General features: G+C 61.5%; 22 protein-coding genes and 4 tRNA genes. 20 read left to right on the top strand and 6 right to left on the bottom strand.

Going from position 1 to position 25,771, the window contains the following annotated elements; genetic code table 11:
- Positions 1 to 140: 140 nt before the first annotated feature.
- The 3 genes from Q8O35_RS11335 (at position 141) to Q8O35_RS11325 (ending at position 2,638) form a co-directional block, all read left to right on the top strand.
- Positions 141 to 1,436, top strand: coding sequence for a TolC family protein (locus tag Q8O35_RS11335; RefSeq protein WP_305573347.1), 1,296 nt, complete (start codon positions 141 to 143; stop codon positions 1,434 to 1,436).
- A 124-nt stretch (positions 1,437 to 1,560) separates the two neighbouring features.
- Positions 1,561 to 1,668 carry a dual CXXC motif small (seleno)protein gene (locus Q8O35_RS11330; protein WP_305573345.1) on the top strand — a complete coding sequence of 36 codons (108 nt, stop codon included), beginning with the start codon at positions 1,561 to 1,563 and terminating at the stop codon, positions 1,666 to 1,668.
- Between the two features lie 94 nt (positions 1,669 to 1,762).
- A complete protein-coding gene (locus Q8O35_RS11325; RefSeq protein ID WP_305573343.1) occupies positions 1,763 to 2,638 on the top strand; it encodes a lytic murein transglycosylase in 876 nt (291 codons plus the stop codon).
- 22 nt (positions 2,639 to 2,660) lie between these two features.
- Here Q8O35_RS11325 and Q8O35_RS11320 read toward each other — a convergent pair whose 3' ends face one another.
- Positions 2,661 to 3,767, bottom strand: coding sequence for a glycosyltransferase family 4 protein (locus tag Q8O35_RS11320; protein ID WP_305573341.1), 1,107 nt, complete (start codon positions 3,765 to 3,767; stop codon positions 2,661 to 2,663).
- Between the two features lie 59 nt (positions 3,768 to 3,826).
- Positions 3,827 to 4,189 (bottom strand): molybdenum cofactor biosynthesis protein MoaE, encoded by a 363-nt coding sequence (locus tag Q8O35_RS11315; RefSeq protein WP_305573339.1) that lies wholly within the window; start codon positions 4,187 to 4,189, stop codon positions 3,827 to 3,829.
- 36 nt (positions 4,190 to 4,225) lie between these two features.
- Here Q8O35_RS11315 and Q8O35_RS11310 point away from each other — a divergent pair, with 36 nt between their 5' ends.
- The 4 genes from Q8O35_RS11310 to Q8O35_RS11295 all read left to right on the top strand — a co-directional run bounded on the left by Q8O35_RS11310 (position 4,226) and on the right by Q8O35_RS11295 (position 10,094).
- Positions 4,226 to 6,985, top strand: a complete 2,760-nt coding sequence (locus Q8O35_RS11310) for a lipopolysaccharide assembly protein LapB (RefSeq protein ID WP_305573337.1) — start codon at positions 4,226 to 4,228, stop codon at positions 6,983 to 6,985.
- Between the two features lie 34 nt (positions 6,986 to 7,019).
- Positions 7,020 to 7,772, top strand: a complete 753-nt coding sequence (gpmA, locus tag Q8O35_RS11305) for a 2,3-diphosphoglycerate-dependent phosphoglycerate mutase (protein WP_305573335.1) — start codon at positions 7,020 to 7,022, stop codon at positions 7,770 to 7,772.
- Positions 7,773 to 7,786: 14 nt separating this feature from the next.
- Positions 7,787 to 8,932 (top strand): A/G-specific adenine glycosylase, encoded by a 1,146-nt coding sequence (gene mutY / locus Q8O35_RS11300; RefSeq protein ID WP_305573333.1) that lies wholly within the window; start codon positions 7,787 to 7,789, stop codon positions 8,930 to 8,932.
- A gap of 136 nt (positions 8,933 to 9,068) precedes the next feature.
- Positions 9,069 to 10,094 (top strand): hypothetical protein, encoded by a 1,026-nt coding sequence (locus Q8O35_RS11295; protein ID WP_305573331.1) that lies wholly within the window; start codon positions 9,069 to 9,071, stop codon positions 10,092 to 10,094.
- 99 nt (positions 10,095 to 10,193) lie between these two features.
- Here the strand turns inward: Q8O35_RS11295 and Q8O35_RS11290 are convergent, their stop codons facing one another.
- Positions 10,194 to 11,702: an NFACT RNA binding domain-containing protein gene (locus Q8O35_RS11290; RefSeq protein ID WP_305573329.1), complete on the bottom strand. Its 1,509-nt coding sequence runs from the start codon at positions 11,700 to 11,702 to the stop codon at positions 10,194 to 10,196.
- A 68-nt stretch (positions 11,703 to 11,770) separates the two neighbouring features.
- Entirely contained in the window at positions 11,771 to 12,133 is a 363-nt protein-coding gene (dksA, locus tag Q8O35_RS11285; protein WP_305573327.1) for an RNA polymerase-binding protein DksA, read from the bottom strand.
- Between the two features lie 287 nt (positions 12,134 to 12,420).
- Between dksA and Q8O35_RS11280 the strand changes: the two genes are divergently transcribed.
- The 4 genes from Q8O35_RS11280 to Q8O35_RS11265 all read left to right on the top strand — a co-directional run bounded on the left by Q8O35_RS11280 (position 12,421) and on the right by Q8O35_RS11265 (position 12,816).
- Positions 12,421 to 12,495: transfer RNA gene (locus tag Q8O35_RS11280), tRNA-Gly, on the top strand.
- Positions 12,496 to 12,504: 9 nt separating this feature from the next.
- A tRNA-Cys gene (locus tag Q8O35_RS11275) sits at positions 12,505 to 12,579 on the top strand.
- 4 nt (positions 12,580 to 12,583) lie between these two features.
- A tRNA-Gly gene (locus Q8O35_RS11270) sits at positions 12,584 to 12,658 on the top strand.
- An 83-nt stretch (positions 12,659 to 12,741) separates the two neighbouring features.
- Positions 12,742 to 12,816: transfer RNA gene (locus tag Q8O35_RS11265), tRNA-Gly, on the top strand.
- 70 nt (positions 12,817 to 12,886) lie between these two features.
- On the opposite strand, the gene Q8O35_RS11260 is transcribed toward Q8O35_RS11265, so the two are convergent.
- A complete protein-coding gene (locus tag Q8O35_RS11260) occupies positions 12,887 to 13,120 on the bottom strand; it encodes a hypothetical protein (protein WP_305573325.1) in 234 nt (77 codons plus the stop codon).
- Between the two features lie 230 nt (positions 13,121 to 13,350).
- On the opposite strand from Q8O35_RS11260, the gene Q8O35_RS11255 reads away from it, so the two are divergent.
- The 9 genes from Q8O35_RS11255 to rpsT all read left to right on the top strand — a co-directional run bounded on the left by Q8O35_RS11255 (position 13,351) and on the right by rpsT (position 24,902).
- Positions 13,351 to 13,827 (top strand): chemotaxis protein CheW, encoded by a 477-nt coding sequence (locus tag Q8O35_RS11255; protein ID WP_305573323.1) that lies wholly within the window; start codon positions 13,351 to 13,353, stop codon positions 13,825 to 13,827.
- Positions 13,828 to 13,948: 121 nt separating this feature from the next.
- A complete protein-coding gene (gene mfd / locus Q8O35_RS11250) occupies positions 13,949 to 17,428 on the top strand; it encodes a transcription-repair coupling factor (RefSeq protein ID WP_305573321.1) in 3,480 nt (1,159 codons plus the stop codon).
- A complete protein-coding gene (locus tag Q8O35_RS11245; protein ID WP_305573319.1) occupies positions 17,428 to 18,480 on the top strand; it encodes a peptidylprolyl isomerase in 1,053 nt (350 codons plus the stop codon). Before mfd ends, Q8O35_RS11245 begins: the two co-directional genes overlap by 1 nt.
- A gap of 110 nt (positions 18,481 to 18,590) precedes the next feature.
- Positions 18,591 to 19,523: a SurA N-terminal domain-containing protein gene (locus Q8O35_RS11240; protein ID WP_305573317.1), complete on the top strand. Its 933-nt coding sequence runs from the start codon at positions 18,591 to 18,593 to the stop codon at positions 19,521 to 19,523.
- Positions 19,524 to 19,553: 30 nt separating this feature from the next.
- Positions 19,554 to 20,729, top strand: coding sequence for a helix-turn-helix domain-containing protein (locus Q8O35_RS11235; protein WP_305573315.1), 1,176 nt, complete (start codon positions 19,554 to 19,556; stop codon positions 20,727 to 20,729).
- A gap of 24 nt (positions 20,730 to 20,753) precedes the next feature.
- Complete coding sequence (gene recO, locus Q8O35_RS11230) at positions 20,754 to 21,518, top strand: DNA repair protein RecO (protein ID WP_305573313.1); 765 nt, start codon at positions 20,754 to 20,756, stop codon at positions 21,516 to 21,518.
- A 14-nt stretch (positions 21,519 to 21,532) separates the two neighbouring features.
- On the top strand, positions 21,533 to 22,408 hold the full coding sequence (gene glyQ, locus Q8O35_RS11225; protein WP_305573311.1) for a glycine--tRNA ligase subunit alpha: 876 nt from the start codon (positions 21,533 to 21,535) through the stop codon (positions 22,406 to 22,408).
- 18 nt (positions 22,409 to 22,426) lie between these two features.
- On the top strand, positions 22,427 to 24,532 hold the full coding sequence (gene glyS / locus Q8O35_RS11220) for a glycine--tRNA ligase subunit beta (RefSeq protein WP_305573309.1): 2,106 nt from the start codon (positions 22,427 to 22,429) through the stop codon (positions 24,530 to 24,532).
- Between the two features lie 103 nt (positions 24,533 to 24,635).
- Positions 24,636 to 24,902 carry a 30S ribosomal protein S20 gene (rpsT, locus tag Q8O35_RS11215; protein WP_305573307.1) on the top strand — a complete coding sequence of 89 codons (267 nt, stop codon included), beginning with the start codon at positions 24,636 to 24,638 and terminating at the stop codon, positions 24,900 to 24,902.
- A gap of 79 nt (positions 24,903 to 24,981) precedes the next feature.
- Here the strand turns inward: rpsT and Q8O35_RS11210 are convergent.
- On the bottom strand, positions 24,982 to 25,771 hold a 790-nt coding region (locus Q8O35_RS11210; protein WP_305573305.1), incomplete at its 5' end, for a hypothetical protein.

The following is a 25,771-nucleotide window of genomic DNA, read 5'->3' as shown; positions in this document are numbered from 1 at the left end:
GACCTGAAGCCGCACTTAAACGAGCAGCACAAGGATAGCTTATGACGCGCAAAAAAGTCTTTCGCACCCTTCCGGTCCTCGCTTTGGCCTTATGTCTTGCAGGGCCAGCCTTTGCTCAAGACGGCGCACCAACAGCGGCCATGGCGGCACAGCCTGCCACTGCGCAAGGAACAATCCAGGCTTTGCCGAACACATTCGGCCTGAAGCAGGCGGTGGAGCATGGCCTGGCCAACAATCCCACCATGGTTTCAGCGCGCGCGCAGCTTTTGGGCAGCGAGTACGACGTGAACTCTGCCATGGCTGATTTTCTGCCTAAGGCGACGGCATCTTACGGAGTGCTGAACTACGATCAGCAGCAAAAATCCGGCGGAGTCACCACCAGCGACCAGACCGTCTGGTCCGCCCAGTTGAACTTGCATCAGCCTGTGTTCACGGGTTTTCAGCTCCTGTCCACCTTCCAAAAGGCCAAGCTGGCCAAGGAACAGAACGAGGCCAAGCTCACCCAAACCGAGCTGGCTCTCATCAGCGCCATCCAGACCAACTATCTTTCGCACCTTAAGGCCAAGATGGACGTGAAGAGCGCGCAGGACTCCGTTGAGCGCCTGAAGTCGCAGCTCAAGGTCACCCAGGCCTTTTACGATGTCGGCTTGAAGCCTAAGCTCGACGTGCTCCAGGCCGAGGTGGACGAGGCCAACGCAGAGCAGGATCTGCTCAAGGCCAAGAACTCCCTGGATACCACTCGCGCCAAGCTGAATTCCTTGTTGAACCTGCCCCTTGAGGCTCCGGTAGAGTATGTGGGCGAGTTGAGCTACATGCCGTTCAGCATGGGGCTCAACGACTGCCTGAACCGCGCTTACAAGGCCCGCCCGGATATCCTCATCGGCGTCAAGAGCGTGGGCATAGCCGAAAAGGATCAGACCATCGCGGGAAGCAGTTTCTACCCGCAGGTCAGCGCAGACTATAACTATTATAAAAAGGGCGACAGCCCCTCGGTGAACGAGAGCAAGTACCTGTCCAACTCGGCCCGCGAGTACTGGACCGTTGGCGCCAACGCCTCGTGGACATTCTTCCAGTGGGGCAGCACCTACAACAAGTACAAGAGCGGCGGCGAAAACGTGAACAAGATGCGCGCCGACCTTGAGAACACCAAGTTGGGCGCCGGGTTCGAGGTGAAGCAGTATCTGCTGAACCAGCGTGAAGCCGCGGACCGCATCGGCGTTGCCAGAAAGTCTGTGGAGGCTTCTCGCGAGTCCTACCGCATGGCCCTTGCCCGCTATCAGGCCCAGGTGGGCACCAACACCGATGTGTTGGACGCCCAGTCCAAGGTCAGCACGAGCGAGGCCTCTCTTTCTCAGGCCTTGTCCGACTATCAGACAGCGCTTTCCAACCTTTATGTGGCCATGGGCGAAAAAAATCCGCCTCTGGAGATTCGCTAGGAGCCGGAACATGAGTTTTTTGTCTTCATACCGCAGGCGGCCAGAGGTTCGCACCCTGGATGGCCTGAAGTGCCCGGTCTGCGGTGGCGCTTTGTATGTGAATCGGGCCTGACGAGAGGTCAGTTTGCGTTGCACGGCGTGCGGCGCCGCCCATAAGATTCAGGATTTTGCGCACCAGTTGGATGAGGATTTTGATGAGGAGGTGGGCTTTGTGCCTATGGATCGCCTGTGAGCGGATTCCTTTTGGCGCTTTAGCCTGCCGCGCGGCCCGCAAGGCGCGCAAGCGGAGTCTTCTGGCGCGGCCTCTCGGGGCCGCGCTTCTGCTTATGGTTTTGTTGCTGCCTAGCGTGGCCCTGGCCCAGGGCGTGTGGGATCCGCTTACCCGAAGACTTGCTGAGGACGGCTTTGACCCGGTGAGGTTGAACGGGCTGTTCTCTCGCTCCGAACTGCGATTTGATCCCCTTGTCATGGCGCGCAAGATGAACGCGTTGCTGGAGGTCAAGCTCTCTGTCGGCAAGCCGAAGTCAGAGGCGCCGGAGCTGTACGTCAGTTATCTCAACCCATTTCTCCTCATGCAGGCGCGTGGTTTTTTGGATACCCAGCGCACAGCATTGCGCGAAGCCAAGCTTCGCTACGGCGTGCCTGAAGAAGTGCTTACTGCGCTGCTGCTTGTTGAAACCAAGCTGGGTCGCAACGTGGGGAGTAAGAGCGCCCTGGCCACCCTGGCAAGCATGGCCCTTGCGGGCGATTTCTCCCTGGTTGCTCCGCACATAGAGCACCGTGACCTGACCCCGGAGCTTGCCCTGTGGCTGCGCTGGCGCACGGCGCAAAAAGCCTCCTGGGCTTACAAGGAACTCAAGGCCCTGTTGATATACGCCAAGAGCGCGGGCTATGATCCCGCCACCATACCGGGATCAGTTTACGGAGCCATAGGCATTTGCCAGTTCATGCCCACCAATGCCGTGCGCTATGGTGCCGACCTGGACGGCGATGGCCGCGTGGATCTGTTCAACCCCTTGGATGCAGTGCTCAGCACGGCCCGGTTTCTTTCCGCAAACGGCTGGAAGGCCAACCTCTCGCGTGAGCGCCAGATGGCCGTGCTGTATCGCTACAACCACTCCCACACTTACACGCGCACCATCATGGCCGTCGCCGACCGCTTGCGCGGCGAGGATGCGCAGGCCTCTGAGAACGACTGGTAGCGGCCTTCCGGGATGGCTCTGCCTAGTCGAAGAAACCCTCGTAGAGGGTGAGGGTGCGCTGCAGGAAGTCCCGCCCGGAGAGTTGCGAAAGCGTCAGGTCGCAGGCCTTGAGATTTTCCTGGCGGAATGAGGCGTCGTCGATGGCTCGTGTGAGCATGCGGGTCATGGCGTCCACATCGCCCGCCGGGAACAGGGCTTCCGGCGGCAGAAGGTCGGGCATGACGCCGACGTCCGAGGAGATGAGCGGCCTGCCTGCGGCCATTATCTCCAGGGCCGCGCGGGCGATGGTCTCGGACCAAAGCGAAGCCACGATGCCTATGTCAGCGGCAGAGATGCAGGCGGCAACGTCATCGCGGCGGCCAGTTATGACCACGAAGCGCTCCAGCTTGAATTCTTTGATCCAACCCCGGACCTCGTCTTCCCCGGTGGCGCTTCCGAATCCCAGCAGCATGAGCCGCACGCGGCGGTAGCTTTGCTTGTAGACCAGCCTGGTCACGGCCTCCAGCGTCTCCCGCTGGCCCTTGACTTTGTCGAAGCGGCCTAGCAGGGCGATGACGGTCTCCCGCGGCCCGAAGCCGAACTCCGCGCGCACGCGCTCGCGCCCGGCGGAATCGAAGCGGAAACGTTCACGGTCCACGCCGCCGTGGATGAGCCAGACCTTGTCTTCCGGGGTCTTCATGGCGGAGAGGAAATGCCGGGCCATGCGCGAGTTCGTCACAACCACGGCGTCGGCCACCTTCGAATGCAGGAAACGGTTCAGCGCATCGGCCCTTGGTGGCCGCTGGTCGCCCCTGGTGCGCACCAGCCGGAACCCGAAGCCCAGAGCTTTGAGAATCCCCCAGAGGAAGAAGCCTTCGCCCCGGTGACAGTTGACGATTTGCGGCTTCAGTGCGCGCAACAGCGTGATGAGCTTGCACAGGGTGACGGCCAGGCGCAAAGGGTTGGACGTGTTCAGGTCCATCGGGCGCGCATCAAGCCCCCATTCCAATGCTTTTTTATGGCTTTGCGTGCCAGCCTGAGTGAGAACCACCACCGTGTGGCCGGCATCTCGCAACAATCGGGCGAGATAAAGCCCGTACCACACGGTGGCGTTGAACCAGCGGACGTTGACGACCTGGACTATAACCATGGCTAAAGCCTTATGCTCCCAGTCCAGAGTGCCGATGAGAAGGGCAGCGCAAGCGCAGGCTAGCCAAAGATTTCCCGCTTAGTAACGGCTTCGCTTTTGATGCGGTCCAGCAGATCGGCCAGGGCGGGTTTGACGTTCTCGCGGATGTCTCCTGCCACGATGAGGAAGAGCACGTCGTCGCCTGGTTGCATGAGCCCGCTGTTGGCGTGGGCGATGGCGCGGAAGATTCCGGGGCGTTTTTCGAACTCCTCGCACAGGGCCTTGATCTTGGCTTGGTCCGGGGTGATCTCGATGGCGGTGATGTCCGCATGGTCCTTTCTGGACCAGCCGCGCACAACGCCGTTGTGGACGAGAATCATGCCGACGTTATCCGTGAAGCCCGGCTGCTTCTTGAGTTCTGCGATTGCATGGCTTATGTCCATAAGAGACCTCCGGTATGGGGTTGACCTGGAGAGGAAATGTATACGCTTTCGACCTTGTTGGAAAGACTGCAAAGCGTCTCCCAGGCGCGCCTCATCAGCTCTGGCTACGGCCTGTGGCTGGTGTGGTCCGGCTCGTTCAACAACGCCGTGGGCCACACCCTGCGCGATCACGGGCTCGTTCAGCTTGTGGATGACCCCTGCCAGAGTTTCTGGGTGTCCTTCAATCCCGAAGTGTTCCGCGCTCTCGCCAAGCTTCAAATCTGGGCCAAGCTGAATCCTCTGCCGCTGTTTTGTCAGGTTTTTCCAGTAACTGCCTTAGTGGGTTACGACATGAGCCTGAGTGTGTCCGTCCCGCGCGAATTGACCCGGCAGCAGGCTGGCGTGTCCGAGGACCTTGAAGTGCTGCTGCACCCCAAGGTCAGCGAAGGCATGAAGGCCATCAACGGCTTGTCCTTCGGGCCGGTGGTCACCATGCAAGGCTTGGCTGGCGTGGGCTGGGCTCCCCTGGTTGCCGACCAGGGCATGGACTATACTTCCCCCGCCAATTGGTACGGCGTCATCCGGCCACTGGGGCGGCTGGGCGAGCGCGAGGCCATCGCCGGCTGGCGCGCCTTTTTCGCCGAGGTCCAGGGCGTGTTTCAGCGGCTGAACATCAGGTATCTTGCCGACGACGCCAAGGGCTTCGTCATATTTCCCCTGGAGAGTTACCGGCAACTGCGCTTGTACTGCACGGAGATCTCGACGCTTTTGGCGGACCTCAAGGCAACCCAGCGCGCTTATTGGCCATGCGTTTTCGCCATCACCGAGCAGCGGGGCATGTCTTTCTCCATGGACCTGCCGCATCGGATGGGGCTGGACTGGGACCGTCTGTCATCGGATTTTCTGCACATGCGGTACCGCGACGGGTACGCCCTGTATGATACCTTCAAGGTCAACGAAGTGAGCTACGGCGGTGACCAGGAGTCCCTGGACTCCTGGTGCAACGTGAGCATTCGACAGGCGGAAGGGCAGGGCGGCCAGGGCACCATCGAGATGCCTATGCCGCGCCGTTTGCTGGCTGGGGCCCTTAAAGAGTGCTATTATTGCGGTCTTAAGAATCATGCGGCCCTGCAATGCCCAAGCAAGTCGCAGCCGCCTTTCCGTTCGCAGGTCTGGGTTGATCTTGGCCGGAAGAATCTTGAGGACATGGCCCAGGCTTTTAAGAACCTGGACGAGAAGGCCGATCCAACGCGGTTTCTGTCACAGGCGGTATCGCTCTTTGGAGGCGAGGGAGTTGACGCTGCCTTGTTTCGGGCCATGTTCGCCATTGGCGTTCCCTATCAACTTGGCATGCTGCCCGTGGTGCAGCGCATCAAGAGCCGAGAATGGCCGGTGGAGCCTGAGCAGCTGAGCCCAGAGGAGCCTTGGCCCCTGGCTGAAGCCTTTGTGTCGCTTCAGGTGGGCGACCTGGAGAAGGCCAAGGAGTGCGTGCGCGCTGTGAGCGCCAAGGCTGGCCGCAGCTTCGAGGCCGCTTGTCTTGAGGGCTTCATAGCGCTGGAGGCGGATGACCACCACATGGCCCAGTTCTACTGGCAGGAGGCGGGGCGCATCGGCCAGACCAACATCCAGCAGTGCTATGTGTTTTTCCTTCAGGCACGCCTGCGCGAGGTTGCGGCGGATTATCGCGAGGCTCTTGGGCTGTATCGTCAGGTTCTTGCCGGCTCCTCCAAGTGGCTGGAGCCCACGTACCGCGAGGGCGTATGCATGGTCAAAATGGGCTTCACTGGCCAGTCGCTGGAGATCTTCGCCGATCTTGTGAATCGCGACCCGCTGTTCTTCAACCGCATCCTGGTTGATACAGAGATCGACCGGGGGCGGGTGCATGTGCTCTCTGGCCTGTGGGGGCCATGGCGCGACGCCCAGGCCCGGGCAAAGGTCGTCGGCGTCAAGGTCGCCGCCCTGCTCAAGGAGCTGCCGCAGTGGTTCGAGGAGGATCACGCCTTCCGCAAGCCTGCGCTGGCCCACCTTGAACGTATGGATGCCCTGGCGAATACCGATAATTATGTCGCCTTCCGAGAGGTGGGCAAGGGCATGGACGGCTTCGCCCTGGAGATGCAGAAGCAGATCGACGAGGAAATCAAGCGCATCAAGGAGCGCGTGAAGCTTTATGCCCAACGCCTGCGCGAGGTGCAGTACGAAGCTGGCTGGTTTCCCTTCCCCAAGCTCCTGCGCGACTTCAACCGCGATTTCAACTTCTGCGTCAAGCGTATCAACTGGGTCATGACCCAGCCCCTGCGCACTGCGGATAACTTTCGCACCGCGCGGCGCCACGTGCCGGAGATCGAGGAACATCTCATCGCCTTGTCCAAGCGTCTGGTCTCTTTGCGCATCGTCCGCGACAGCACGCTCTTCGCCATGATTCTGGGCAAAAATTTCGTCTGGATCGAGGTGGTGGGGCTGGCCCTGGCCCTCTTGACCATTCCCGTGCTGCTCTTTTATTCAAGTAAAATGGCCAGCAATTGGGTGGTGGAAGGCATCCTGGCCCAGAAGTGGGATTTCCAGAAGGGGCTCATCTTCCTGGTGACGCTTTTCTCCCTTGGGCTGGCTTCGCTCATGAGCGTGTTGAGTTTCGAGAGGAAGAAGCGGCAACTCTTCGAGGCCGACGCCGATCGCCGGGCCGAGCAGAAGAAGCCCTCAGCCAAGCCCTCCAAGCAGGGAGGCAAGGCCGCCGCCGCGAAGCCTGGGGCCAAACCTGCTGCAAAGCCTCCGGCCAAACCGGCCGCCAAGCCCGCAGCCAAGGGGCCTGGCAAGAAATAGCCCGCCCCTTGGGCGGCGAAAGGAGAGAAAGGGGATGCATACCCTGGTGCTCATCCGCCACGGGCAAAGCGTGTGGAACCTGGAAAACCGTTTCACCGGCTGGACAGATGTTGACCTCTCCGCCCAGGGCCAGGCCGAGGCCGAGGACGGCGCGCGGCTTCTGAAGGAAGGCGGCTTCATTTTTGACCGCTGCCACACCTCCTACCTTCGAAGGGCCATCCGCACCTTGTGGATAGTGCAGGAACACATGGACCTCATGTGGTTGCCGGTTGAGACCACATGGCGGCTCAACGAACGTCATTACGGCGCGCTTCAGGGGTTGAACAAGGCTGAGACCGCTCGTGCATACAGCGAGGAGCAAGTGTTCCAGTGGCGGCGCAGTTTTGACGTGCCGCCCCCGGCTCTGGAGCCCTCCGATGGACGTTTTCCAGGCCATGATCCTCGCTATGCCGGCCTTTCCGATGCCGAACTGCCGCGCTGCGAAAGCCTCAAAACCACCATCGACCGCGTCATGCCCTACTGGCACGATGTGCTGGCCCCGCAGATCCGCGCCGGGCAGCGGCTCGTCATCGCCGCCCACGGCAATTCCCTGCGCGGGCTTGTGAAATATCTGGACGGCATGAGCGACGACGAGGTGGCCGGATTGAACATCCCCACCGGGGTGCCGCTGGTGTATACCCTGGACGACGACCTCAAATCCCTGGGCCGCCGGTATTTGGGCGACCCGGAGGCCGTGGAGCGCGCGGCCAAGGCCGTGGCCGACCAGGCCAAGGGCGTCAAAGGCTGAAACGCGTGCCGAGAATGCCTCTTAAGCCTCTGGCGAGCCTTGCCGGGGAGCTTGATGCCGTCGCCTTTCGACAGGCGCTTCTGGGATGGTTCGCCGCCAACGCCCGCGATCTGCCCTGGCGCAGAACCCTGGACCCGTACCATGTCTGGCTGTCGGAGATCATGCTCCAACAGACCCAGATGGATCGGGCTGTGGGTTATTTCGAGCGCTTTCTGGCCCGCTTTCCAACCATCATGAGTCTGGATCTGGCAGGCGAGGACGAGGTGCTCAAGCTCTGGGAGGGCCTGGGCTATTATTCCCGCGCCCGCAACCTGCGCAAGGCGGCACGGGTGGTCATGGAGCGCCACGGCGGGACGTTCCCGCGCGCGCACGAGGATATCCGCTCCCTGCCGGGGGTAGGCCCCTACACTGCCGGGGCCATTGCCAGCGTGGCCTACAACGAGCCCCTGCCAGCCGTGGACGCCAACGTTTTGCGGGTGTTCTCCCGCCTGCTGGACATGCCTGAGCCAGTCAGCGAACCGGCCTCCCGGCGGCGAATTGAGGCTGCGGCCTCGGAGCTGCTGGACCCGTTGAACGCCCGAGGCTTCAATCAGGCGCTTATGGAGCTGGGCGCGCTTGTCTGCACTCCGCGAAAGCCTCACTGTCCGGCCTGCCCGTTGGCGTCCTTCTGCATGGCCCACAGGCGCGGCACTGCGGAATCCAGGCCAGTGCTGAAGCCGGGGCCGGAAATAATCCGCATCAACATGGCCTGCGGCGTGCTGGCCAGCCGCGGGCGGTTCTACATCCAGAAACGCAGGCCCGACGACGTGTGGCCTGGGCTGTGGGAGTTCCCCGGCGGGGTGCTGGAGGAGGGGGAGACCCCGGAGCAGGCGCTGGTGCGGGAATTTCGGGAGGAGACCGAGCTTCGCGTGGCCCCTGCGGGCAAGATCGCCGTGGTGCGCTCCAGCTACACCCGCTATCGCATCACCATGCATGGGTTCTTCTGCCGCATGGATGCGGACCTGGACCCGGAGCGCGCTTTTCGCCTGAACGAGGCCACTGAGGCGCGCTTTGTTGCGCCGTCCGAACTCAGCCGTTTCGCATTCCCTTCCGGCCACGCCCGGCTGGTGGCCAAGGTTCTGACGGACCTGCGCCTGGATTCCCTTCTGTCTGCTCTCTGACGTCGCGTAACCAACGAATATCGCGTTGTGATTCGAGTCCGGCATGGAACATGCTTCGTCGTCCCCGTAGACGTGTCGTGGTCAACCTCCTGACATGGGCCGCACCGGCCAGCAGGAACCGACACAGGGGGAAAAGATGTCCGGCAGCACAAATATATCGGAAACAATTCGCGTTCTGAAGGACGCCGAATCCGGGACGGCCCTTGGCCGTACTCTTGGTCCGGGCGGCAAGCCTGATCCCAAGACCATCGCCTTCCAGGCGCAGATGCGCATGGCCCAGCAGGCCATCGGGTCCAGCTCCATCACTGGTGAGGAGCAGGCTGGCGAGTCCTTTGGCATGGACATGTCCATGTCCTCGGACCGCATGATGATGGACGCGCTGTCCACCATCGCCCGGCTCACCGGCCAGGGGCTGCCCGCCCAGAGACCAGTTCTGGCGGAGTCTCCCGAGAAGGCGCTGACGCGCAACCCGACGGCGCAGGGCATCGGGTCCATCGCCGCCATGTTCGAGTCAGGCGAAAAGGGTGTCGCTGCCATTGGTTTTGACCGTACAGGCGGCACCAGCTATGGCAAGTTTCAGATTTCTTCCCGCGCAGGCACCATGGATCGCTTTCTGAATTTCCTCGCTGAACGCGACCCCGCACTGGGCGACCGCCTGCGCAAGGCCGGACCGGCCAACACTGGTTCCACCCATGGCCGAATGCCGACAGAATGGGCCAAGATAGCCACAGAGATTCCTGAGCGCTTCGAGAAGTTGCAAACGGAATTCATCAAGAAGGACCACTACCAGCCCGCGCGCGAGAAGATCCTGGAGCAGACGGGTGTGGACATCGAATCGGCCAAGCCCGCCTTGCGCGAAGCGTTGTTCAGCACCGCCGTCCAGCACGGAGCCTCCGGTGCTGCACGGATCTTCAATCAGGCCATAGATAAGTTCCTGGGCAAGGGCGGGGCGCAGTTGGCTTCTGCCAGTGCTGCGCCGGGAGTGGCTGGTGGTGCGAAAAATTTCGAGCAGGCTTTGGTGAGCGAGGTGTACAACAAGCGCCAGAACCAGTTCGGCGGCTCCACCGAGGCTGTGCGCGCCAGCGTGCGCGGTCGTCTGCGGCAGGAAAAGGACATGGTCCTGGCCATGCTCGACAAACAGGGGATGAACCGGGTGGTGTAGTCTGGGGAGACCGCCGCCTGTTTCTGAATGGCCCGCTTCGGCGGGTCTTTTCTGTTTATGGGCGTTGGGCCGGGGCGAGGCGCGTCGTTCAGTTATTGGTCACCAAGCCAGCCGCTGCTCCAGCGTAGGGTCCAGCGTCACAAGCAGTGTGCGCTCCACCTGGTCCACGGCGACGCTGCCGATGGCTGCGCCCTTGATTTTGCGCACATCTTTGACGCGGGCCAGGAGCACCTCGGCCTTGGCGTCGTCCTTGCGCCAGCTTTTGAGGGCGCAGAGCCCCGCCGCCTCCAGCAGGCTTTGCTCGGGCACGGGCTGATCCGGGTAGTCGCGCCGCAGGATGACGTGGGCGCTGGGGCCACCTGCGGCGTGCAGCCAGTAGTCGTGAGGGCTGGCGGCCTTGGAAAGCATGTCGTGGTTGGCCTGGCTGCTTTTGCCGCGCAGAACGAGGAAGCCGTCTGATGTGCGGAAGCAGGCCACGGCCAGACCCTGGTAGCGTTTTGGCAGCAGCAGCGGGGCATGCGGCTTTGGCGCGTTCGAAGTTTCAGGGCGTTGCGAGCGGGCGGGCAAGAGCTCCGGGCCGACTCCGGCCAGCAATTCTGCGCGCCTGCGGGCCACGTGGTCCAGGCCGCGTCTGCCCTTGGCGGCCTGCTGGAACAGCCGGGCCATGTTCTCCACTGGATTTAACTGTGGATCCAGCGGCACTTCGAGCAGGCCGTGAACCGGGTGCTCAAGGGTGATGCTTGGCAGCTGCGGAGCGGTTTTGAGGCTCGATAAGGCGATTTGCAGCGCTTCGGCCATGATGGCCAAGGCCGCAAGCTTGCCGTGGCGTTCCTCGTCCTTGTCCAGCAATGCCAGCTGGCGCTTCAGGCGTTTTTTCGCCTGGGCGGCATGGTCCAGTGCCTCCGATTCTTCGGAACGTGCCAGCTGGGAGAACAAAGTGCGCTCGCCGTGCAGGCGTGCGGCTTCCATGGCGGAGGAATGGCGTTCTGCCTTTGCCGCTTCATCGTGCCAGGCCAGGGGCGGTGAATTTGGAGGCAGGGAGAAACCATCGGAAACGCCTGCGGCCAAGGTGTTCAGCAATCGCGCAGCCTGGGGCGGATCGCTCTGGGCCAGGGCGGCCAACCGCTTGCGCAATGGTGGTGTGATTTGCGGATATTCACGCCAGATTTCGGCATCATCCAGAGTGCGCGCCAGAATGGGCCAGGTGGGGTCCTGGGGAAGCGGGAAGTCTTCATCAAGGGTGAGTTCTGCGCGCAGGTCGAGCACCAGCCAGTGGCCGGCTGCGGGCACGTCGCGCGGGGATAGGGCGAAGGCCAGGCGCAAGTTCGGCCAGTCAAGCCGCGCTTCAAGCAGTTTACGTCCGGTGAGGCGCTTGCGCAGCCACATTACCCGCGCCGGGGCGGTGAAGGGGTTGGCCGGGCGTTGATCCGAGACAAAGATAAGGCCCGCCGCTTTGGCGGGCCTGTATATCAGGTTTTTTTTGCGGCCACGTCCGTGCAAGGTGATAACAATCACCCCGTCCGCCGGGCCGTGAATCTTTTCAATGCGCAGGCCGATGAGCGCAGCTGACAACTCATCTGCCAGGAAGCGGAAGAAGTTGGCTTCCATCCGTGGTCCTCCTGGCCTTGCGGTTCAATGAGGGAACCGGTCCCGGAGCTGCGGGCCTTTTGGCGGGGTTAGTCTCCCCGAACCTTTTCGTCTTCTTCCTGTTTGCTCTTGCAGTTGATGCACAGCGTGGTCATGGGGCGGGCCTTAAGCCGGGCAATGCCGATGTCCTCGCCACACTCAACGCACACGCCGAATTCGCCTTCCTCAATGCGGGTGATGGCCTGCTGGATCTTCTTGATGAGCTTGCGCTCACGATCCCGCAGACGCAGGGTGAAGGCCCGGTCAGACTCGGCGGTGGCGCGGTCGGCCGGATCAGCATACACCTCGACGGTTTCGGTCATGTCGTCGATGGTGGCCTGCCCCTTCTGGAGGATGTCCTCCAGCATGGAGTTGAGCATGTCCCGGAAGAACTGAATGTCCTTAGCTTCCATGGGCAATCTCCTGGATGGGAGGGACGGCTAGGCGGGAACGCCGTGCTGGCCCCTCCGAGTACAAACGAATGCGCCTGATAAACCAAAACCAGAGGTGTTGTAAAGACCCTAGAAACTGCTGTCGGTTCAATGTTTATGGCAATGATTTGCGTGACAGCGGGGCAGAGTGCTGGTAGAGACCCTCCTCTGGCTGTGAGCAGGCCCCGTGGTTTTGAGTTAATCTGGAAAACTTGCGGATGTGTGCTTGACAGTCGATGGGGCCAAAGGTAAAAGGGGCTCCCTTTTGGGCGGGAATAACTCAGCGGTAGAGTGCAACCTTGCCAAGGTTGAAGTCGCGAGTTCAAATCTCGTTTCCCGCTCCAAAAGAAAAAGGCGGCATAGCCAAGTGGTAAGGCAGAGGTCTGCAAAACCTCCATCCTCCGGTTCAAATCCGGATGCCGCCTCCAACGAGCGGGAATAACTCAGCGGTAGAGTGCAACCTTGCCAAGGTTGAAGTCGCGAGTTCAAATCTCGTGTCCCGCTCCAGGTCTATTCGAGGGGACCGGCTGCAAGGTCGGTCCCCTATATTGTACCGCACCGGCTGCGCCGGGCATCATACGCTCAAATGGGCGGGAATAACTCAGCGGTAGAGTGCAACCTTGCCAAGGTTGAAGTCGCGAGTTCAAATCTCGTTTCCCGCTCCACTTCGAAACAAAAAAAGGCCGGTCTCGAAAGACCGGCCTTTTTCTTGGCTCTGGAGTTCACGGCTGTGTGTTAGCGCAGTTCGCCCCGGCTGGAGCGCACCTGCAATTCCTGCAGGATGAGTCTCTCGTATTCGGGGTGCAGCCGCTCGTCTCCGGGCAGGTCGCCCGGAATGTCCTGTCCCGCGGCGATGATCCGCGTCAGGTGCTGCGTCTCTTCCCAGAAGTCCAGAAGTTCGTCGTCCCCAAGGGACTTGATCTGTTCCTCAAGGGTGAAGGATTCTTCGGAAATCGCAAATTGTCCCATGTGCTCAAGTTCCTTGCGCATAAAGTTGCAGCCAGTTTTGGCCGATGCTTTAGATTAGTTGTTACCCGTTTCCTTTTGGCCCGTCAAATTACGGGGCGGGCTACGGGCTGCGCGGCATGCTGAGCAAAAAATCATTGACAAAGCGACGTGATGCTGCAAGTGAAATTAGGTGTGGAAAGTCGTGCCTCGTGCGCGGTCTACGTCCAAGGTGCAACCAAGGAGCCGGAATTATGGAAGAGAATGTGAGACGCCAGGACGACGCCCTCATCCAGCTCGTCACGTTCAGCATCGGCGAGGAAGAGTTCGGAGTGGACATCCTCAAGGTGCAGGAGATCATCCGCACCATGGAGATCACCCGCGTTCCACGTGCGCCAGAATTTGTGGAAGGCGTCATTAATCTGCGCGGGAAGGTCATCCCCATTATTGATCTTCGCCGCAGGTTCAAATTGTCCGACCGCGCCCATGACAAACATACGCGCATTATCGTCATCGAAATAAACAGCATGGTCGTCGGATTCGTTGTGGACTCCGTGTCTGAAGTTTTGCGTATTCCTGCCAATACGGTTGAACCGCCACCGCCGGTTGTGTCCGGTCTTGATTCCGAGTACATCAGCGGCGTCGGCAAGCTTGAGGACCGGCTGCTCATCCTGCTGGACCTGAACAAACTCTTGAGCAGCGACGAACACTCAGCCCTCGGCGTGGTCTGACCGACTGCGCGACATAAAGCCCTTACGGCCGCCCCTTCGCGTATCCGGCGAAGCGGCGGCCTTTTCCATTCACGCAAAACTCGCCCCGCACTAAACGGCAGGGCGCGACGGAGCATCCCCGGTGCAGTTTCCTTCTGGTCTCGATGAGTTTTTCAAAGGCCAGGGCGCGGCCCTGCGCATATTCAAGAGCGGGCCGGGCACCCAGGCCCTGCTCGCCCATTCTTTGCGCGCCAAGGGCCAGGAAGTTGTCCTGGTGGCCGCCGGCGCGCGCGAGTTTCGAGAGCTTCATGCACTGCTGACCCTGTTCTCCGGCGTTGATGACGAGTTGACGCCAACCTTCGAAACCCCGGTCATCACCCTGCCGCAGCATTTGCCGCGCAAGCCCACCGCCGAGGACTGGGGCCAGCGCTGGGCGGCCCTGCACGCCCTCGCTTACGGACGCAAGCCGCGCATCATCCTGCTCACGGTGGACAACCTTTTGCCGCGTTGGCCCGCACCAGATGTGGTGGAGCAGAGCTCCCTCACCCTGACCAAGGGTGAGGACATGTCGCCGGAGCTGGTGCTTGAGCAGGCCGTTGCCTGGGGCTACGTGCGCCGCCCGGTGGTGACAGCTCTTGGCGAAATCGCCGTGCGTGGCGATATCGTGGATATCTTCGCCGCTGGCTATCCGCTGCCGCTACGTCTGGAATTTTTTGGCGACACCCTGGATGAGCTCCGTCTTTTCGATCCGGCCACCCAGCGTTCCCGCGCTGACCTGAAAGAGATAACGCTGCTGCCTGTGGCCCCTGCCGTGCTCACAAAGCAGACCATGGGACAGGCGCTGGACCTTTGGCGCAAGCTGCGCATCAGCGGAGATATGGCCGTGGGCGAGGAACAGGAGCTTTCCGAGCGCCTGGGCCGTGCGGACGCGCAGATCTGGCCGGGGCTTTTCTATCCCGAGGCAGCCACTCTGGACACTTTCTTGCCGCAGGACGCGGTGTACATTCTGGCTTCGTCGCAGGAATTGCGCAGCCGCCTTGAAGACCAGCACGCTGGCTGGCGTTCGTTTCTTGAGCGTGAGCAGTCTGAGAGCGGCTGGCGCTGGCCCTTGGCTTCCTTGTGCTGGCCCGAGGAACGCGCCCGCAAAACCTGGCTTGGCAAGCGGCAGGTGGTGTTCGAAGACCTGGTCATGGGCCAGGAGCGCCTGGGCCTCGACCTGCCGGAAAAATCCTACCAGAGTTTCGGCGACCTGTTCTGGCGGCCCGACCAGGCGCGCAGGCCTTGGACGGCTCTGACTACCGCGCTGAAGGACTGGAGCGCCACTGGCGCCCAGGTGGTGTTGAGCTTCCACTCGGATCGGTCGCGCAATAAGTTTATTGGCCTGGCGGAGCAGGAAGGGATTGCTGTTAAGCAAACCTTCCAGGTCGGCGGCAAGGGCATTTCCGCACTTATTTCGACCCTCAAGGCCGGCATGGAGATCTCCTGCTGCGGTCTTTCCATCCTGCCCGAGGACATCCTTCAGCCAGAGGCCGCGCCCAAGGTGCGAGCCGACCGCAAGCAGGCCTTCGAGGGGCTCTCCCGCCACGACGACCTGGCAACGGATGACCTCATCGTGCACCGCGAGTATGGCCTGTCGCGTTTCGGCGGGCTGCATCATTTGAAGATCGGCGATGTGGCCAACGACTATCTGCTGCTGTTTTTCGACGGCGAGGACAAATTGTACCTTCCCGTGGACCGGCTGAATCTTGTCCAGCGCTTCAAGGGGCCGGAGGGAGTTAATCCGCGTTTGGACAAGCTGGGCGGCAGCCTCTGGGCCAAGAGCACGGAGCGCGCCCGCAAGGCCATCGAGAAGATCGCCCAGGACCTTGTGGAGATGTACGCCTTCCGCCGCGTTGCCAAGGGCTATTCCTACGGGCCGCCGGGCGAGATGTACCGTGAGTTCGAGGCTACCTTCGGCTTTGAGGAGACCCCGGATCAGGCCAAGGCCATTGATGATGTGTTCGCCGACATGGGCGGCAGCGAGCCCATGGACCGCCTTGTCTGCGGCGATGTGGGCTTCGGCAAGACAGAGGTGGCCTTGCGCGCAGCCTTCCGCGCCGTGCACGACGGACGGCAGGTCGCTCTTTTGTGCCCCACCACTGTGCTGGCCGAGCAGCACTACCAGACCTTCACCCGGCGCATGGAGGGCTTTCCCGTTCGCATCGGCATGCTCAGCCGCTTTGTTTCGGCCAAGCACCAGAAGGTCACCATCCAGGCTGCGGCGCGCGGCGAGGTGGACATCCTCATCGGCACGCACCGCCTGCTTTCCGGCGACGTGGATCTGCCGAAGCTTGGGCTGCTCATTCTGGACGAGGAGCAGCGTTTCGGCGTCAAGCATAAAGAAAAGCTCAAGCTTTTGCGCAAGAACATTGACTCCTTGACCCTGACCGCCACGCCCATTCCGCGCACCCTGCAATTGTCCTTGTCCGGCATCCGTGGGCTCTCGGTCATCGAAACCCCGCCTGAGGACCGCAAGCCAGTTGAAACGGCTTTGGTGGAGCGCGATGACACGCTGCTGGGCAATGTGCTGGCGCGCGAGCTTGAGCGCGGGGGCCAGGTGTTCTGGGTCTATAACCGGGTGGAAGGGCTGGAGCAGGTGGCCGAGTATGTGCGCAAGCTGGCTCCGGGCGCGCGCATCGGTATGGCCCACGGCCAGATGGGCGAACGCGCCCTTGAGGACGCCATGCACGGCTTCTGGCACAAGGAGCTGGACGTCCTGGTGTGTACGGCCATCGTAGAATCCGGCCTGGATTTCCCCAACGCCAACACGCTCATTGTGGACCAGGCGCAGATGTTCGGCCTGGGCCAGCTGTACCAGTTGCGGGGCCGCGTGGGCAGAAGCGACCGCCAAGCCTACGCCTATTTCGTTGTTCCTTCCCTTGACCGCCTGCCGGAGATCAGCAAGCGCCGCCTGCGCATCATCCTTGACCTTGATTACCTTGGCGCAGGTTTCCAGGTTGCCATGGAAGACTTGCGCCTGCGCGGCGCTGGCAACATCCTGGGCGAGGTGCAGAGCGGGCAGATCGCTCGCGTAGGCCTGGATCTTTTCCTCGAAATGCTTGAGGAGGAGGTGCGCCGGGTGCGCGGTGGCCCGCTCAAACAGGAGACCGATCCCGAGCTGACCTTCGTGTTTGAAGCGCACCTGCCATCGGACTATGTGGGCGATGCCAAAGAGCGTCTGCGCTACTACAAAGCCTTGTCCAGCGCGCGCACCCTTGCGGTGCTCAGCGACATCGAGTCTGAGCTGCGCGACCGTTTCGGGCCGCTGCCCAAAGCCGCCAAACAGTTCGTCAGCGTGCTTGAGGTCAAGGCAGTGCTTTCTCGGCTGCAGGTGCATAAGGCTGATCTTTCGCCGGTCAAAGCCGTGCTCGCTTGGGGATCGCAGGCCAGCGCCGTGCCGCCGGAGGCCCTTGTGGCCTGGATGGGGGCCAACAAACGGCAGGCCAAGCTCTTGCCGCCGTCCAAGCTGGAGATCCGTTACCCTGAGGGTCTGGACGTGCGCGCCGGGTTGGAGTACCTGCGGACCGAGTTGGAATTGTTGCTGGACAGCGGCGCATCCTCGCCGCACAAGGTCGGAGCCTGATGATTAACCGCCGCTCTGCTCTCATCGCATTGGTCCTTGTGTCGGGCCTGCTGACGGCCCTGTTTTTGGGCATGCCGAGCTGCTCGCGCCGTTCCCAGGACGAGGTCGGGGTGGTGGCGCGCGTCAACGGCAAGCCTATCACTCTGGAGCTTTTGGAGTTCCAGTACGATCTGCTGCATTTCAACGCCCTTTCCGGCGAATTGCCTTCCGTGGGTGCGCTGCGCGAGTCTTACGGCGAGATCCTTGGGCAGCTCATCGCCCAGGAGCTCGTGGCCCAAGAGCTCGCCAAACGTGGACAGGAAGTCAGTGACGAGGAGCTGGCCGAGGCAGAATCCAAAGTGCGCGCCGATTACCCTGATGACACCTTTGAGCAGACGCTGGTTGAGGAATTTATTGACCACAAGATGTGGCGCAAGCAACTGCGCTACGTGTGCGGCATCGAAAAGTTTCAGCGCCTTGTGCTTCGGCCTGGAATCCATCTGGACTATCGAGAGGTTGAGGCCTACTACCGCGAGCACCTGGCGGCCTTCCGCCTGCCGGAGCGGGTGCGCGTTCTGGTGGTCCGCGCTCCCGAGCGCGCCCTGGTGGAGAAGGCCCTGGGCCTCTACCGCCAGCAGAAGAGCGTGGCCGGGCTTGCCGACGCCTTTCCAGGCATGCAGGTGCGAGAGGTCATTGTGGCCCGCGATCTCCTGACTCCGGCCTGGACCGATGCCTTGCACGGCAGCGGCGCGGTGGGGCAGGGCGCCATTCTGACAGGGCGCGCGGGATTTGAAGGGCTGATTCTGTTGGAGCGTCTTGGGGCCGAGACCCTGGACATCGCGCAAGCCTACCCGCAGGTTGAGGCTGCCTTGCTCGAAGAGCGCTTGCAGCAGGCCTTTGACGCTTGGCTGGGCAAGGCTTTGGACGCTTCGGTAGTGCTGGTGAGCGAGCGTTTGATGCACAAGAAGGATGACGAGGAACTGCCTCCGGAGCCTGCGGTCGAATCGCCCGGCGAGGCCCCGGGTGAGGACGATGGTCAGCGAGACGTTGCAAGCGGCAACGAGACGGGGTAGGGTCCATCGCATTGTGGGCCTGCGCACGGCAGGCTCAGAACTACGAGAGAATAGACAAAGAGAGTATAAGGAGCGTCATGCGCGTACCTGCATTTTTCCGGGCCGGAGGCTTGGCCCTGGCCCTGGTGATGCTTTCGGCCTTGTTGTGGCGTTCTCCCGCCTTGGCTGAGGATCTTGTCGTTGACGGCGTCATTGCGTTGGTCAACGGTAAAATTGTGACAAAATTCGACCATGACATACGCATGCGTCCTGTGTACGAGCAAGCTCGCGGGCGTCAGTTGACCACTGAAGAGATAAGTCAAATAGCAACATTGCGCAGGAAGATCCTTGATCAGATGATCGACGAGTTGCTCATTCAGGAGGACGCCGAGCGCTATAAGCTCAAGGTCACAGATGCCGAAGTTGAAGATCAGGTCAAAGATTTTTTGGCCAAACGACAGCTTACGGAAGCAGAATTCAAGACCCAGCTGGCCCTGCAACGCATGAGCCGCCAAGACTTCGTTCGCAACATGCGGCGCGACATGATCAAGCATCGGCTTATCGGCGGCGTCATCACCAGCAAGGTCGTCGTCACCGACACCGAAGTGGAGCAGCGCTACAACGAGCGCAAGGCCGAGTTCTCCAAGGACAGCATGGTTCAGCTGTCGCTCATTCTTGTGCCTGCCAGCATGTCCGCAACCGACCTCAAGTCTCAGATTGAATCAGGACAGTTGTCCTTTGCCGATGCCGCAAACAAGTATTCACAGGGGCCTGGCGTGGGTCACGGAGGCGATATCGGTTTTATCGCCTGGAAGGATCTGGCTCCTGAATGGAACAATGCCCTGGCAGGGCTCAAGCCTGGGCAGATCAGTCAACCTGTGCATGTTCAGGATTTTTCCGGCCTGCTGCAGGTTGTTTCCTTGAAGGAAGGCGAGGAGCTGCCGCTGGACGCTGTGCGCGAACAGATCTATCAGTCTTTGCATGAAGTGAAATTCGAAGCTGTTTTTCAGGAATACATGCTGAAACTGCGTGAAAAGGCAGTCATAGAATACCGGAACTTGTAGGGTCCTTCGGGGCCGATGCGGGGCGAGCACATGAATTTGTTGGATTTGGGCGGCTTTCTCAAGCAAGAGCGAGAGCGGAGAGGCCTTTCCGTGCGTGACGTCATGGACGCCACGAAGATCAGCCGCCGCAACTTGAATGCGTTGGAGGCCGGCGAGATTAAATTGCTGCCGCACCCTGTGTACCTTAAGGGGTACGTGCGTAATTACGCGCGCCTTGTGGGCCTGGACCCGGAGCCGCTGGCTGCCGTGGTTGACCAGCAGTCTGACGGAGACTCGGGGTATGTTCCCCAGATACCTAGCCCACCTGCCGTGCCAGCGCCTGTCGGTAGCTTGGAAACTCTGGCCCAGCAGCCGGAGGCGGAGCCATCCCAGCCGGAAGCCACGCAGTCCATGTCTTCGGCGTCAGCATCGGCTGCTGCGCCAGCCGTTTCCGTTGAACCTGTTACGCTTGCCGCCGTTGAGCCCCTTCAGCCTGAACCCGCTGCCGAGCAGCCCGAAAGCGTCGAGAGCCAGATTCGCTTTCCTAAGCACACAGACCTTACGCCCAAGCCTCGCAAACGCCTCTGGCCCTGGATTGTTCTCCTTGTACTGGTGGTAGGATCCGGCGGTCTTGTCTACCAGTGTCAGCGTATCCAGGCCGACAGTCCGCCGCCGCCTGTGGCTGCGCCCGTCGTGGTTCCCATGGATAACGCGACCAACGCCACGGAGGCTAACGCCACGGCTGTCGAGCTTGAGGCCAACGCCACTTTGACCGATCCTGCGCCGAGCCTCCCCGCTGCCCCTGCACCAGCCGTCCCGGCTTCTGCGCCGTCCGCCATGCCTGAATTGAAGCCTGTCGGCCCTGGCGCTTCTGCTCCCCCCGCTGTCGGCTCGGTTGCTTCCGCTCCCATAGAAGTGTCGCGCAAGCCTCAGGCGCCTGTTCAGGCTCCTGCGCAGGGTTCGGGCATTGAGACTCGCACCGTGGGCATGCAGGAGCTGTTGGTTGTGGGCAAGCCCGGCGAAGTCTGCTGGGTTGAGGTAAGCGAAGGCCAGCGCCGCAAGACCTTCACCCTTCGTGATGGCGACAGCCGCCGTTTCGAGTTTTCGAACAAGGCCAAAGTGCGCCTTGGCAATGCGGGCGGCGTCACCTTCCAGCTCAACGGCTCATTCTACCCCTATGAGGGGCAGCGCGGCCAGACTGCCGTTGTCGAGATCGGGGCCCGTTAGCCGAGGGGTTTCGGGAGAGGTGGCATGGAGTTCACCGAAAAGGCCCTGGTGCTCAAGGTGGGTCGGTTTCGGGAAAACGACGTCTGGGTCAAACTTTTTTGTGCGGGCCGTGGAGTCATCACGGCCTTCGCCTTTGGTGGGAGCCGCAGCCGCCGTCGCTTCAGCGGATGTCTGGACCAGCTTGTGCTGGCTTCCTTCCGGGTAGGAACAAGCAGGCGCGGCTCCTACAACGTACTTCAGGAAGGCGAGCTTCTGCACGGCTTTCCCGGGCTGCGGGCCGATACGCGAAAGCTCGGCTTGGTTGCGCACTGTCTCAAGTTTGTCGAGGCGGTGCAGGTAGGGCCGGAGGGCGCTCGCCCGGTATTTGATCTGTTGCTCGAAACGCTTGCAACCCTGGAGTCCGGGGTGGTTGGCGCGGAGATGCTGCCGCTGCTGTTCAAGGCTAAGCTGACTTTTGAGCAGGGGCTTGCCCCGGATCTCGCCCTGTGCGTACGCTGTGGCCGTCCGGCCTGGGACCACTCCTGCCTGGATAACGAGGTGCCGCACCAGCTGGCTTTTTCTGTTGAGCGCGGCGGCTTGGTGTGCGGATTCTGCGATGACGTTCAGGCCGAGCCGCTTTGCCTGGGGTCCGTGCGCGTGCTTGAGTGGATAGGCCAAAGCCGCCCGGCGGACTGGCCGAAGCTGGCCTTGGAGCCTGGCATGCGCCGGGAACTTGGCCGCGTGGTGGATCGCTTCGTGGCCTGGCACCTTGGTCTGCGCTGGGAAAATGGAACATATCGAAAAATCTAGGTTCTGGAGCTGATATGAACTTTCAAGACGTGATTCAGACCCTGCAGCGCTACTGGACCGACCGGGGCTGCGTCATGGTGCAGCCCTTCGACATCGAATGTGGCGCCGGCACCTTCAATCCGTCCACCTTCTTCCGGGTCATCGGGCCGGAGCCCTGGAACGTCTGCTATGTAGAGCCCTCGCGTCGGCCCACCGATGGCCGTTATGGCGAGAACCCCAACCGCCTGCAGCATTACTACCAGTTTCAGGTGATCCTGAAGCCCTCGCCGGACAATGTCCAGGACCTGTACCTCGACAGCCTGCGCGCCCTTGGCGTCGACCCGGCAGCCCATGACATCCGCTTTGTGGAGGACGACTGGGAGTCGCCCACCCTTGGGGCCTGGGGTCTGGGCTGGGAGGTCTGGCTCAACGGCATGGAGGTCACGCAGTTCACCTACTTCCAGCAGGTGGGCGGCATAGACCTGTTTCCCACCAGCGTGGAGATCACCTACGGTCTTGAGCGCATCTCCATGTACTTGCAGGAAAAAGAGTCCGTCTATGACCTGATGTGGAATGACACCGTGACCTACGGACAGGTGTACCACCAGAACGAGGTGGAGCAGTCCACATACAATTTCGAACTGTCTGATGCAGCCATGCTGCTGGACATGTTCAATAAGTTCGAGGGCGAATGCAAACGCCTGTGCGAGGCCGGGGTCCCCTGGCCCGCCTACGATTACTGCCTCAAGTGCTCGCACACCTTTAATCTGCTGGATGCGCGCGGTGCCATCTCCATCACCGAGCGCACGGCCTACATTGGCCGCGTGCGCGCCTTGGCCTCGGCCATTGCCGCCTTGTACGCCGCCCAGCGCGAGTCTCTGGGCTACCCCATGCTTCAAACCGCCAAATAGCTGAGAGCGAGATTTCATATGTCTGAATTCATACTTGAGATTGGCACCGAAGAAATGCCCGCGCGCTTTGTGCCGCGCCTTGGCCAGGAGCTGGTAGAGCTGTTCGAGCGCCTGCTGGCCGAGGCCCGCATCGATCACGCCGGGGTCAAGGCGTACGCCACTCCGCGCCGTCTGGTGGCCCATGTTTCCGGCCTGTCCCTGTCCCAGCGCCTGGAGGAGGAGATCGTTTCCGGCCCGCCGGTCAAGATCGCCTATGCCGACGGCAAGCTGACCAAGGCGGGCGAAGGCTTCGCCAAGACGCAGGGCGTGGCCGAGGAAGATCTCTTTGTGCAGCAGACGCCCAAGGGCGAGTACCTAGCCGCCAAGAAAAGAGTCGGCGGCGGGCGCACCCAGGACATCCTGCCGGAACTCTGCCTCAGCGCGTTCAAGGCCCTGAGCTTCCCTAAGCGCATGAAGTGGGGCAGCCTGGACTTCCTGTTCGGTCGTCCGCTGCGCTGGGTTCTCGCCTTGTTGGACGCCGACGTGGTGCACCTTGAGATCGCCGGGCTGACCTCAGGCCGCATCACCAACGGTCACCGCGTGCTCGGCCCCGGCCCCTGGACCGTTGATTCCGCAGCGGATTATTTCGACACCATCCGCGACAAGGCCAATGTTGTTCTGGACGCCCGCGAGCGCCTGGAGCTGGTGCGCTCGGAGGGCGACCGCTTGGCCGCCACCCTCGGCGGCAGCGTGGTCTGGGACGAGGGCCTGCTTCTTGAGGTGGCGAACCTCGTGGAATACCCACGGCCTATCCTGGGCGAGTTTGCCCGCCTGTACCTGGAGCTTCCCGCGCAGGTGCTCCTCACCAGCATGCAGAGCCATCAGAAGAGCTTCGGCATCAAGGGTGCGGACGGCAACCTGCTTCCGCACTTCCTCACCACGCTGAACATCGAACCCACGGACATGGCCATCGTCAAGAAGGGCTGGGAGCGCGTTCTGAAAGCCCGTCTGGAGGACGCCCGTTTCTTCTGGGAGGCTGACCTGGCCACGGAGTTCGACGAGTGGCTGGCTAAGCTCGACAGCGTCGTGTTCCTCGGCCCCCTGGGCAGCATGGGCGACAAGTCTCGCCGCCTGGAAGTGCTGTGTGGCAAGCTGGCCGTGGCCTGCGACCTGCCCGAGGCCGACATGAAACGTGCCGGGCGCTTGGCCAAGGCTGACCTCATGAGCGAGCTGGTGTACGAGTTTGATTGCCTTCAAGGCGTCATTGGCGGCATCTACGCGCGCAAAAAGGGCGAAAGTGAGCTGGTGGCGCAGGCCATCGCCGAGCAGTACCTTCCCGCCGGGCCGGATTCCCCCGTGCCCGCAACCCTTTCCGGCGCGCTGCTGGCCATCGCCGACAAGGCCGACACCATGGCCGGCTGCTTCGGTTTGGGGATGATTCCTACCGGCGCTGCCGATCCCTACGCCCTGCGCCGCGCAGCCCTCGGCATCAGCCGCATCATTGTGGAGCACGGGCTCCGGCTCCGCCTCGACGAGGTGCTCGCCTGGGCTCAGGAGGGCTACGAGAAGGCTGAAGGGTTTGCCGGAGTGAAGTGGAAGCTGGCCCCGGCTGAGGCGCGGGCCAAGATGCTGGACTTCTTCGGCCAGCGTTTGCGGGCGCTCTTCGCCGCTGGCGAGGGGGCCGACAGCCGCGTGGCCGATGCGGCCCTTGGCGCAGGATTTGCGGACATCCGCACCCTCAAGATGCGCTTCGACGCGCTGACCGCCTTCAGCCGCCAGGCGGATTTTGAGCAGGCCGTGCTGACCTTCAAGCGCGCGTCCAACATCATCCGCAAGCAGGGAGCTGAAGCAGGCGCTGCGCTGTCTGTGGAGATCAACGACGCGTTGCTGGAGACGGAAGAGGAGCGCGTGCTGGCGGCGGCCCTGCGCGAGAGCGCCGGACGTTTTGAGGAACTCTGGGCTGCCGACGACTTCGCCGGTTTGTTTGCAATGCTGGGCGAGCTGCGCCCGGCTGTGGACGCCTTCTTTGATGGCGTCATGGTCATGGCCGAGGACCCTGGTCTGCGGCAAAACCGTTTGAACATGTTGTTTACTCTTGTGGAAAGATTGGGGCGACTGGCCGATTTCAGCGCGCTTCAGGTCTAGTTCCAGGAAAAACAACTTGACATCTTGTGTTTCTTGAGAGTAAGAGCCCTGTCTCGACTCATCATCGAGATTGAACCAAAAAATAGAATCAGGAGAAAGAGCCTTGGCTAACCATACTTCCGCCTTGAAGAGACACCGTCAGAGCCTTAAGCGCCAGGCCCGTAACAAGGCCGTCAAGACCCGCATCAAGAATGTGGTGAAGGCCGTGCGTCAGGCCCTGGCCGAAAAGAGCGCGGAGAAGGCCACCACGGCCCTTACCCTTGCCAGCTCCGTGCTGGACAAGGCCGCCTCCAAGAAAATCATCCACTGGAAGAAGGCTGGCCGCTGCATCGCGCGCCTGCAGACCGCCATCAACAAGCTGGCCGTCTAAGCCTTAGTCCCACTGTCTGACGACAAAGCCCGCCCCGGTTCTCCGGTGGCGGGCTTTTTGCGTTGGGGGATGGGGAGGGCTAGTCTTTTCGGATGATGCCGGTAGCCCCGGCAATGGCGAAACTGGTGAGTACCCAGCCAGCCAGCACCTCAATCCAGTTTACGAACCAGTACGTGGCCCCGAATTGAGATTCGGAATCCGGCATCCAATAGCGTTCCTGCTGGAGGTCGACTATGGGCAGCGCTACGTCAATGGAGTAAATTATTGGATTAAATGTTGGATAGTTCGTGGCGTTTGCGTGCCCGAGCGAAGCATTCTCCTGTTGCACCGCATATTGATAGCTCACGGACTGGGTCATGGATTGCGGGTACCCAACCCAAAAAATGAATGCGCAGGTGCAGATGAGTGTCAAAAGATAGGGAACTATCTTTTGGGGCCTGTATCCATAGTCCACAAGCAGCCCAGCAAGATGCCAGAAAACGCGCTGATACGGCTCCCGCTCCCAGGACATGTTCTCCAGCCGTTTTTCTTCTTTGGCAATGCGAATAGCCTTGGCCTCGCTGTCGTGGCCGGTCCTCTGGAACCACTTGGCAAGCTGCTCGTAGGGCTGCGGCAGGAACTGTCCGTTCGGCATGCGCCCAAGCCACTCCAGGCGTTCCTTTGCGCTCCGAGGCGAGTCTTGATCAATGTCGCCGTACTCGAAGCCGTCAAGCGTAAGCTTGCTTGCCTCGGGCCAGCTATCCCTGCTGTCGAAGAGGACGCCCACCTTTGCGCTGCGCAGGTCCAGGCTGGCCTTCGCCGTAGAGTCGGATAGCATGCGCAGGGTTCCTGTTACCTCCGCGCCGTGGAGGCCGACCTCGCCACGCAGA

Source organism: Humidesulfovibrio sp. (assembly GCF_030689645.1).
Classification (GTDB): Bacteria; Desulfobacterota; Desulfovibrionia; order Desulfovibrionales; family Desulfovibrionaceae; genus Humidesulfovibrio.
This window is presented reverse-complemented; position numbering and strand designations above follow the sequence as displayed.

Excerpts from the sequence above, each read along its gene's own strand:
- Q8O35_RS11335 (WP_305573347.1), top strand. The coding sequence starts at position 141 with ATGGCGGCACAGCCTGCCACTGCGCAAGGAACAATCCAGGCTTTGCCG.
- Q8O35_RS11325 (WP_305573343.1), top strand. The coding sequence starts at position 1,763 with ATGGTTTTGTTGCTGCCTAGCGTGGCCCTGGCCCAGGGCGTGTGGGAT.
- Q8O35_RS11320 (WP_305573341.1), bottom strand. The coding sequence starts at position 3,767 with ATGGTTATAGTCCAGGTCGTCAACGTCCGCTGGTTCAACGCCACCGTG.
- Q8O35_RS11315 (WP_305573339.1), bottom strand. The coding sequence starts at position 4,189 with ATGGACATAAGCCATGCAATCGCAGAACTCAAGAAGCAGCCGGGCTTC.
- Q8O35_RS11310 (WP_305573337.1), top strand. The coding sequence starts at position 4,226 with ATGTATACGCTTTCGACCTTGTTGGAAAGACTGCAAAGCGTCTCCCAG.
- gpmA (WP_305573335.1), top strand. The coding sequence starts at position 7,020 with ATGCATACCCTGGTGCTCATCCGCCACGGGCAAAGCGTGTGGAACCTG.
- mutY (WP_305573333.1), top strand. The coding sequence starts at position 7,787 with ATGCCTCTTAAGCCTCTGGCGAGCCTTGCCGGGGAGCTTGATGCCGTC.
- Q8O35_RS11295 (WP_305573331.1), top strand. The coding sequence starts at position 9,069 with ATGTCCGGCAGCACAAATATATCGGAAACAATTCGCGTTCTGAAGGAC.
- Q8O35_RS11290 (WP_305573329.1), bottom strand. The coding sequence starts at position 11,702 with ATGGAAGCCAACTTCTTCCGCTTCCTGGCAGATGAGTTGTCAGCTGCG.
- dksA (WP_305573327.1), bottom strand. The coding sequence starts at position 12,133 with ATGGAAGCTAAGGACATTCAGTTCTTCCGGGACATGCTCAACTCCATG.
- Q8O35_RS11260 (WP_305573325.1), bottom strand. The coding sequence starts at position 13,120 with ATGGGACAATTTGCGATTTCCGAAGAATCCTTCACCCTTGAGGAACAG.
- Q8O35_RS11255 (WP_305573323.1), top strand. The coding sequence starts at position 13,351 with ATGGAAGAGAATGTGAGACGCCAGGACGACGCCCTCATCCAGCTCGTC.
- Q8O35_RS11245 (WP_305573319.1), top strand. The coding sequence starts at position 17,428 with ATGATTAACCGCCGCTCTGCTCTCATCGCATTGGTCCTTGTGTCGGGC.
- Q8O35_RS11235 (WP_305573315.1), top strand. The coding sequence starts at position 19,554 with ATGAATTTGTTGGATTTGGGCGGCTTTCTCAAGCAAGAGCGAGAGCGG.
- recO (WP_305573313.1), top strand. The coding sequence starts at position 20,754 with ATGGAGTTCACCGAAAAGGCCCTGGTGCTCAAGGTGGGTCGGTTTCGG.
- glyQ (WP_305573311.1), top strand. The coding sequence starts at position 21,533 with ATGAACTTTCAAGACGTGATTCAGACCCTGCAGCGCTACTGGACCGAC.
- glyS (WP_305573309.1), top strand. The coding sequence starts at position 22,427 with ATGTCTGAATTCATACTTGAGATTGGCACCGAAGAAATGCCCGCGCGC.